General features: G+C 36.1%; 8 protein-coding genes and 1 pseudogene. 7 read left to right on the forward strand and 2 right to left on the reverse strand.

Annotation, left to right across the window (positions count from 1 at the left end):
* The 6 genes and pseudogenes from OO184_RS23875 to OO184_RS23910 all read left to right on the forward strand — a co-directional run.
* Positions 1–223 (forward strand): hypothetical protein (locus tag OO184_RS23875; RefSeq protein ID WP_265381307.1); only part of this gene is annotated, 223 nt, incomplete at its 5' end.
* A gap of 27 nt (positions 224–250) precedes the next feature.
* The gene (locus OO184_RS23880) at positions 251–742 is read left to right on the forward strand and encodes a hypothetical protein (protein WP_265381308.1); all 492 of its coding nucleotides are present in this window, start codon (positions 251–253) and stop codon (positions 740–742) included.
* Positions 743–1042: 300 nt separating this feature from the next.
* Positions 1043–1786 (forward strand): hypothetical protein, encoded by a 744-nt coding sequence (locus tag OO184_RS23885; protein ID WP_265381309.1) that lies wholly within the window; start codon positions 1043–1045, stop codon positions 1784–1786.
* Positions 1783–2013, forward strand: coding sequence for a hypothetical protein (locus OO184_RS23890; protein ID WP_265381310.1), 231 nt, complete (start codon positions 1783–1785; stop codon positions 2011–2013). The genes OO184_RS23885 and OO184_RS23890 overlap by 4 nt, the downstream gene beginning before the upstream one ends.
* 147 nt (positions 2014–2160) lie before the next feature.
* Positions 2161–3860: pseudogene (locus tag OO184_RS25525) on the forward strand (VENN motif pre-toxin domain-containing protein); the annotation flags it as partial.
* Positions 3861–3862: 2 nt separating this feature from the next.
* A complete protein-coding gene (locus OO184_RS23910; RefSeq protein WP_265381312.1) occupies positions 3863–4240 on the forward strand; it encodes a DUF6911 family protein in 378 nt (125 codons plus the stop codon).
* A 667-nt stretch (positions 4241–4907) separates the two neighbouring features.
* On the opposite strand, the gene OO184_RS23915 is transcribed toward OO184_RS23910, so the two are convergent.
* Both OO184_RS23915 and OO184_RS23920 read right to left on the reverse strand, forming a co-directional pair.
* Complete coding sequence (locus tag OO184_RS23915) at positions 4908–5606, reverse strand: helix-turn-helix transcriptional regulator (protein WP_265381313.1); 699 nt, start codon at positions 5604–5606, stop codon at positions 4908–4910.
* Positions 5607–6389: 783 nt separating this feature from the next.
* Positions 6390–7076, reverse strand: a complete 687-nt coding sequence (locus OO184_RS23920; protein ID WP_265381314.1) for a helix-turn-helix transcriptional regulator — start codon at positions 7074–7076, stop codon at positions 6390–6392.
* A gap of 735 nt (positions 7077–7811) precedes the next feature.
* Between OO184_RS23920 and OO184_RS23925 the strand changes: the two genes are divergently transcribed.
* Positions 7812–8216: a helix-turn-helix domain-containing protein gene (locus tag OO184_RS23925; protein ID WP_265381315.1), complete on the forward strand. Its 405-nt coding sequence runs from the start codon at positions 7812–7814 to the stop codon at positions 8214–8216.
* The last annotated feature ends 582 nt before the right edge of the window (positions 8217–8798 follow it).

The raw sequence follows: 8798 nt of genomic DNA on the forward strand, positions 1-8798 counted from the left end.
AGGAGGGGGGATTACCTGCGTGACTTATGAAGAAATTATTCAAGCAAATACGAATGTTGCGCTTGATGAGGGATCGTTACAAATTCGATTGTCAGAGAAATTAAAAGATCCCGACGCCATCAAGATAGTGCAGTATTTGAATGGTAAGGATTTGCAGTTTTTGAAGGATAATATTACTACTTCTGACAGAGTTGCCGCTGTCGCCTTAGATCCAACTTCATAGCCTGTAATGGTCTTTGGTGCAAAAGCGATGATTCAGGGGGCGAAAGGGAAAGAGCAGCTACTTGCGGCAGGTGTCACCAGTGGGGTAAATGCAGCTATTCAATATGGTACAACAGGAGAAGTGAAGTTATCTGATGTAATTGGAGCAGGTGTTGTCGGCGCTATCACAGCAGGGAAAGGTTATAACCCAACCGTTACTTGGAATGCGGTAGGTGGTTATTATGTCGCAGAAATCAAAGGAGATGATCCTTTCTTGAATGCAATAATAAGTAAAGGCGGAGCCAGTGTCGGATATGCGGCTGGTAATATTCTGAAAATCCCAATGGAGAAGATTCTCAATCCAATATCGAAACAACTTGAATGGGAACCAATCGGGATTTGGACAATTACAAAGCCTGTGAAACAAAGTTCAGTTCCATCAGTGGCTGGTAACGTTGGTGATTCAGTAACATCAGGTATATTTAACGATAGCATGGGGAAAGCTATAAAAGATAAGGCGCAACAAGATGAAAAAAAATAAGTCTATATTAGCTTTGTTGTATTTATCTTGCTCTTTTTTTCTCTTTATATTTTTTATGTGCATACTAGCTGCAACACTTGGTTATTGGGTTGGAGGTGGAAAAGAAATTTTCCACTTCATTAGTAGCAACGTTAGTATGTACTTGAAAGTCAGTACATCTGGATTTCTAGTCGGCTTTGTGCTTTGGTTATTTGATATTCGTTAGTTACCCGATAAGAACGATCCCAGCTGTTGAGTTGGGATTTTGTTGTTGTGGAGAATAACTATCTCAAAGCAGATCAAGATCAGCAACGGAAAGCGGTGGAAACAAGGATCACGAAAGATTATTTAGAAAAACAACAGAAAGATCTCATTAATCTTGTCCAATCACCGGGTTGTGACGACGATTGTAGAAAGCTGGCAGAATATAGTATCAATCAGCTTACGCCCGTAATTGATAATTACGAGACATGGCAGAAAACCAACAATATTCCGCGGGCAGCAATCGCAACGATTACGCTTGCCTTACCAGCGTTAAGCAAGGCAGCAACACCTGTCGTTTCCAATTGGGTCGGAAGTACAACTATTGCGAATCGAGCGATAGGTGTTGGTACTACAGGCTTAGCCAACCTAGGGATGCAAAGTTATAATATCTACAATAATCCCCAAGAAAGTTTCAGCTATGCCAGCTTCGGGACAGCTTTGGTAACTGGCGGTACAACGGCTGGGATGGGATATTGGGGTACAGTTACGACTAACACATTGGGGGCAGGCGTTTCTAGTGCAATTGATAGAAATTCACCGTGGTTACCGATGGGAGGTGCGTTTGTGGGATCGTCAGTGGGGTATGGGCTAGCAACAGGAACCACTAACTACCTTGATGGTAAAATTAACTCTTGGTCAAATGGATTTAAAGAAAGATTTAGTGTGATCAATCCTTATATATCAGCACCGCCATTGGTATCTCCTGTTCCTGATATTGTTGGTAGTGGAATGGGAGCTATTGGTTCTGAAGCTGCAAATAAAGCAGTCATGGATGAATTAAACTCTAAGGATAAAAAATGAAATTTATGATTTACTTTTTATCTTGGTCTTTAGTTTTGTGCATAGGTGTGTTCACCACAGTCATGGCAGTAAAACTATTAGTTAAATTTGTTCTTTTTTTTGAAACTGGCACGTTTTCCATTGGTTACAAAGATATTGTTGAAGCATCTGGTATCGGTGTTGTTATGGGGATATTCCTAGGTGCTGTTGTCTGTTTGGTAAATTATCTTCAATATAAAAGGTCTTAGGAAAAACTTGATGTTGTCATAATACTGAAAAGCTCCCGGCCTGAGATGAGATGCACCCCGAAAGTTGGACACCCAACAAGTAGGGGGAAGTTCTCCATAAAGAAGTACAGAAAGAATTCGTTTAAGCTTAAGCGTCAAGTCACTCAAAGCACTACTCATGCCGCGGTCAGTGACGGTGCCCCGATTATCCGGGATAAAGACAACCAGCAACAGGATATCACCCTCTCAGCCGGGATACCGACCATGCCAATAATGCTCTCAGTCCTATTCTTTGACAAAGAGAAAGAGCAGCAACGACTGAAACAGGCCCAACTGATTGGCAAAATCAGTGCGCAGGTGATTGACATCGCCAGTACCGAAGGGGCCATTATCGCCACCAAAGCCGCCCACGCCAAACTGGAGAACATCAGTGACCCGGATAGAAAAGCGGCCCATCAAAGTATTGAAGGCCAAAGGTGAAACCGACATCACCCCGGAACTCATTAAAGACCAGATTTACAAGACCGCCTATAATCAGGCATTGAATGAGTCTGGCTTTGGCACCGGTGGGAAATACCACACCGCTTTACAGGCTGCTACTGCGGCCATTCAGGGACTCGCGGGCGGCAATATTGGTTAGGCGCTGGCGGGCGGTGAACTGGCCGCCCGGGAACTGATGAAGCACATTCACGGCGAAAATGTTAAAGTCAGTGACTTAAGTGAATAGGAAAAACAGACTATCAGCACCCTCTCCACTCTGGCGGCGGGTCTGGCAGGCGGCATTGCCGGTACCCAGGCCGGCAAGAATCGGTGGAGAATAACCTCCAACTGTCAAAAAGAATGATACGTTGATTAAGGGCAAAAACCTGCTGAAAGCGTCACAAAATATCGTCTGACTCACCAATGAAGACAAAGCCAGTAATGTACTTTTAGGCAAATATCGTTCAGGTAAATTAGACGAAAAAGGAAAGCTGGAGCTGGCTACCTTACTCAACCAATATGGGTCTGAGTTACAGACAGAGTACGGTTTCTCAGGGAAAGAAGCGGCTGCCGCAATTCAAAATCTAGTTAAGGGAGGGGCATTTGTCGCAACAGCCGCAGATGCGAAAGCCTATAATGAGGCACTAAGCTATCTGAAAATGCACAGTGTACACTCAGGACAAGCTGCTATCGGAACAGATGCATTAATGGCATTACCCGGCATGCCAGGGACGCTTATTAGGGGAAGCCTCGTTATCGGGGGTTCATATCAGGCGGGAACAGGTATTGGGCAGATTATTGATGGTGAATATAGCCGTGGGGTAGCAAATATGAGTCTGGGTTCACTGGCTATATTTGGAGGTGTTGCCGGTAATAAAGCCATAACCAAGCCGACAGAAGGGATCGTCTCACCAGATAAACTCACAATTCAGGAAAGCAGCAGGGTTTTGGATAAAAAAACTCATACATCCATTCCTAAGGTGACCGCAGAGTTAACTGATAAAGAAACCGGGAAAAAATTTACTGACACCAATCAGGGGAATAGACCTGATTATTATCTTGGTGATCAAAGTCGCCCTACACTAATCAATGATATGGTACAGGCGAAAATAGATAAACGCCCAGAAAAAAATTATCCTAATGGAAATATGGCATCAGCACATGCAGAAGTTGGAACTATCCAGCAAGCATATGAGCAAGGAATGACTCAAGGGCGCAATATGGAAATGTCAATTAGAGGTGAAAAAATTTGTACATATTGTCTCAGTGATATCAAGTCCATGACAGAGAAACCAGGTCTTAAATCACTAACACTGCATGAGGAAAAAACAGGAAGGATACTATATTGGGAAAAAGGTACGAAAGGTTTCCGTGTGAAGGATAATGATTAATGGATAATTTATTACTATCTTGGTCTATTTTGCGAAATGGAGGGAGTGAAAAATATCCCTCCTGGGAGAGAGTAAATAATTTATTACATTCTCTGAAAATAAACTCAGGTTGTGTAACTATTGATTATTTAGATAATGAAGGATACTTACTATCAGAGCTTCAGGTTAGGATGGATAATGGGATTTATTTAGTTACCATGCTAGATGAGAATGATGAAATATTCACATTTTGGGATCCAATTCAGTCAAATGAAAAAATAGATATACTTGGCGATTACTGGCCTGCTCGCCAACTTACAAAAGATTTCGATTTTGTAGTGAAAGTATTCAAAGAATTTTTTGATACAGGCAATGTGTCAAAAGAACTCCTAAATTAAGCGACCAACCCCGGCCATTGCAAAACCGGGGTTATTTTTACCACCAACATTAATCAGATAGGATAATATTAAATCGTTACATGAAATTAAAGCCGTCCTTAGCAGGATACAAACTGTCCAAACTGCTCGTCCGACACTGAAGGCGGTGGCTACAAAGCCAACAACAACCTGAACTCTGGTTAAGCCGTCATTAACATATCCATTGCTGAACAGGAAATATTCAATGATGATTTATTCTCTTTGAAACAATAAGCTATTAATTCTCCACAACGTTAAAAAACTTTTACAATAATATAATAATTCCCTTCATTCAGATATAAATATTTGGTTTTACTGATATCAGTGAAATTCAATTTAAACTACTAATACGCTACAAAAAAGAACTCATTCTGTAAACAAATGTGAAAATTCACTAGGTCATAAAAAATTATTTACTTTTTACTCTAATAATCACTATATTTTCCCTTGAAACCAAAAAAAATAAATTTCTATCTATAATATTTTAAAATCCTCCAGATCCTATCGGTAGCCAAATAAACCTGATTTGAATAACAAAATATATAAATTCAAATGAACTCATGCTTTATTTTAAAAACAACAATAAAAAATCCCTGATAAATTCTATAACATCAGAGATTTTTCACACGAAAATAATTAAATTAGAAAATCACAATAAGAAATAACCCTCAGATTGAAAATAATATCTTGGAGGGATATATTTATCATAACCATGATCTTTACAAATCTGCCTAAGTTCAATAGCCGAACCAATTTTTAATTTCCCATAGATAATTTTAAAATAATTATCCACAGTACGGATTGAGTATTTCATTTTATCAGCAATGGATTTATTGCCAATCCCTCGACAAAATAAAAAAATCATTATCCATTCTTTCTCTGTCAATATATCATTAGGAGGTCTAAACCCAGATGATATATATTTATTTTTTTTAATATAATTATCTATTTTAAAATACTCTATTTCTCTAACATGGGAAATTATTCCGATAAATTTATTATTTTCATCCATGAGTGGAAATTTACTACAATAATAATATCTTAATCGTTTATTTTTCCCTACTGGAGAAATACCTATGGCTGATATCCGTTTCATACATTGCAAAATTTTACGGTCATGTTCTTCAAAAAGATGAGCAAGATGATTAACTGATGTAGGTAATTCTCTATCTGTATAACCAATGACATCAAAACTTCTAGGCAAGTTATTAACTTTAAAAAACTTTCTATTAGCATAAATGAAACGCAATTTTTTATCTTTTACAAACCATATTTCAGAACTTATATTCCACATATTTGTTAATTGAGGGGTAATCAAAGGAAAATTTTCACATATTGATTGATTCATATAAAACCTTTAAAAAATTATTATATTTTAAACTGCATATTCCTGCAAATGACTCCAATTAAACAAATAAAAAATCAGGCAGAAAAAAACGTAATAATCAAAAATCATACGTCATTTTAATATGATAAATATAATATCTCGATAATAAGCTTACAAGACAATAGAAATCTTTCTGTTCTATAACTATTAAAATGTTTTTTAGACAATATTCATCCAACTACGTGACAGAATTAACGCCTATTTTTGATATATTTTTATCATAAGAAGTTCAATTGTGCTATAGAAAACATTCAATATTAACCAATCTGGTTTCTAGTATAAAAAAAAATAAAACCACATTTCATTTACACAAAGATAAAATATCAGACAGTGGTTGAAAAATAATGGATTACAGTAGTTTTTTTATAGTATTGATGCAGACTAAACTTCTGCCTTACAACAATAAAATATAACATCAATACTGCTTACATCTTCATGATAAAAAGGTAATTTTTCATTAAAATAGGATGACGAAATTTTCCTTCTCCAAAGAAATGCATTTCAAAAAAATATATTTTATCTTTGATAAATCCCTATATAAGCTTAGCTCAATTTCGAGGTAATAATCCTTCATAACTGAACGATTTTTGAAAATCATTAGGATATTTCAATACCGAATCACCGAGAAGAAAACATGAAGAACTATCTTTTACTCATTATGGCTCATTACTTAGTTTCCATTTTATTGATAATCTGAGATGATACCGTATAGTTCTTCATGAAAAATTCGAGATAATTTAAGATTCAAGCAAACATCCTACTTTCTGATTTCAAAAATTTCTCTGGTACATAGAGATCAAAATCATTAAAGCGGCAATATTCCTCCAACTGATGGCCATATCTAACACCAATCTTACTATATATTCTTACCATATAATCTTCAACGGTGCGGTAGGAAATATTCAATATTTTTCCAATCTGTTTATTCGTATATTTCTGCAAGAAGAGAAAAATAACATCCCACTCCCGTTCAGTAAACAAATTAGACGGTGGTTGGAATATAATAGATGAAGGAAGTTTACCATGAAATAGACGCGTTAGGGATGAATCCTGAACTTCCCATCCGTGAAAAATAACGCCTATGCATTCTTTTTCATTATTATATATTGGATATTTTTCGCAAAAATAAGATGACAGAAATTTTTTATTATTAAACCTATGCGTTTCAAGTGAGCATACCCTTTTGCCTTTCATCATTACTCTTTTATCATGTTCAACAAATTCTTTTGCAAACTCAGCACCCTCCCAAGGAAGTTCGTAGTCAAAACGTCCTTCATAATCAAATAAATCTGGAAGATTTTCAAGATGTTTAAGTGCTTGATTACCATAAATGAAACATGAGTTTTTATCTTTTATCCCCCAAGGATCATTATTTACACTCATCGTATTAATTATCTGTGGTGAAATCATTGACTGATTAGATTCTTTCATAACAAAATCCTACGATTGGTTGATGATTTATAATTCCCTACTATTAATAATGACAAACTTCTCAGAGGTGTAACAATAAAACTTATTTTCTCTACAAAAATCTATTAATTCTATATATGTTATAGAATCAAATAGTTAGATTGATAATCTTTAACTCTCCATGACCCATGACTCTTTTTCCACAGATTAATTTCTAATAAATATTATTTCATTGGTTTATTTTTTCGCTTGATATAAAGACTCCTCAATTTATTAAGATATTTTTTCAAACAATTTTTTAGCCGATTTCAGCTTAACTATATAATAAATAATAGGACACTATAATTCATTCGTCAAAAATATGAATATATCATTCCAAAAGCGAAACTATTTAATATGGTTACTAATAATATTGGTAATACTTTCATATTGAAAATAATTTCCGCTTATTTAAAGTGGTCGCAAATCAAACGATCGCGATTTTGATTAATCCATTTTATCCAGATCACATAAGCCTGGTCGGAAAACACCAAAACAATCCAAATAGTGCGTCATAAATACTTGCACACACTTTTTTATCATGCAAATTTATGCAGGCCCATCTTGCCTGCTCGACTGTATTATGTGATCCTGATATGCTTATATGTTTCGGTAAAACCTATAGATAACCTTATTTATAATTACCACGATATTGAATAAAAAAGCAGATGTAAAGTCAAAATCTATTTTTTTTTCAGATTTGAGAGAAACTATTCAATGACAGAATCAAATGAAGAAAAAACCGTCAGAAAAAGGGATAAGACGGATCGCGTGATTCTGGACGCCCGGATAACTTATTTCGGTCAGCGTCTGCGCGAATCCATGAAAGGAGAAACAGCTGCAAAATTTGCTAAACGTTGTGGCCTGTCTGATAGAGCAATCTGGAACTACTTAGATGGTTTGACATATCCATCACTTGATAAAATCGCTACACTTGCCCATGCAAGTAATACCTCGATAGAGTGGTTAATACTTGGTCTAGACACATCTGGTTCGACTTCATGTGACGATACTAATCAACAACAAAGACAACCTACATTATCTGAAACATTAGAAGCAATGACACCTGAGGATGCAAAGTTGCTACTGAGCGAATTCTTGGGCATGATATCTAAATACTAATGACGTTATACCAAATCCAAGCCGCTAGCTAGTCTGTGCCTAATATAGTAGGAAATTACTATCATCTCATTAACTGAGCTTTACCGCCGTCTTCTTGCATAATACCATATCAACCAATTTGATTAAAAAATGGCTGTACTCACCAGTACAGCCGACTAATTACCCTATTTGTCCGAAATGTACTACCGGCTATCAATTCATAGCACAGCATGTGTAGATGAAAATCGGTAAAAATATTTATTTTAGAGTAGCAATTGAACATACTTAACTGTGCTCATTATCGCTGACTAATATTTTCTCTTTTCTATTAATATACTTCAAAAAAGCTGTGCCAAAAAATGTACTTAGCACAGCCGAATATTGTATTTATGGAAAAAAGAGATGACAATTATATAGCTAACTACGTCAAGGTCGCTTTTAATTCTAATAAAATAATTTACAATTTTTAAACGTAAAAAATACTTAAATAATCCTATATACCCGTGCTCATTGAAACTGCTTGATTTTCGCCCAAATGAGGTTCATGGTATCCGTCATGAAAATATTCATTACCGATGAACAAAAAGCCGAACTTGAACACCT

It is taken from the genome of Photorhabdus aballayi, assembly GCF_026153155.1.
Classification (GTDB): domain Bacteria; phylum Pseudomonadota; class Gammaproteobacteria; order Enterobacterales; family Enterobacteriaceae; genus Photorhabdus; species Photorhabdus luminescens.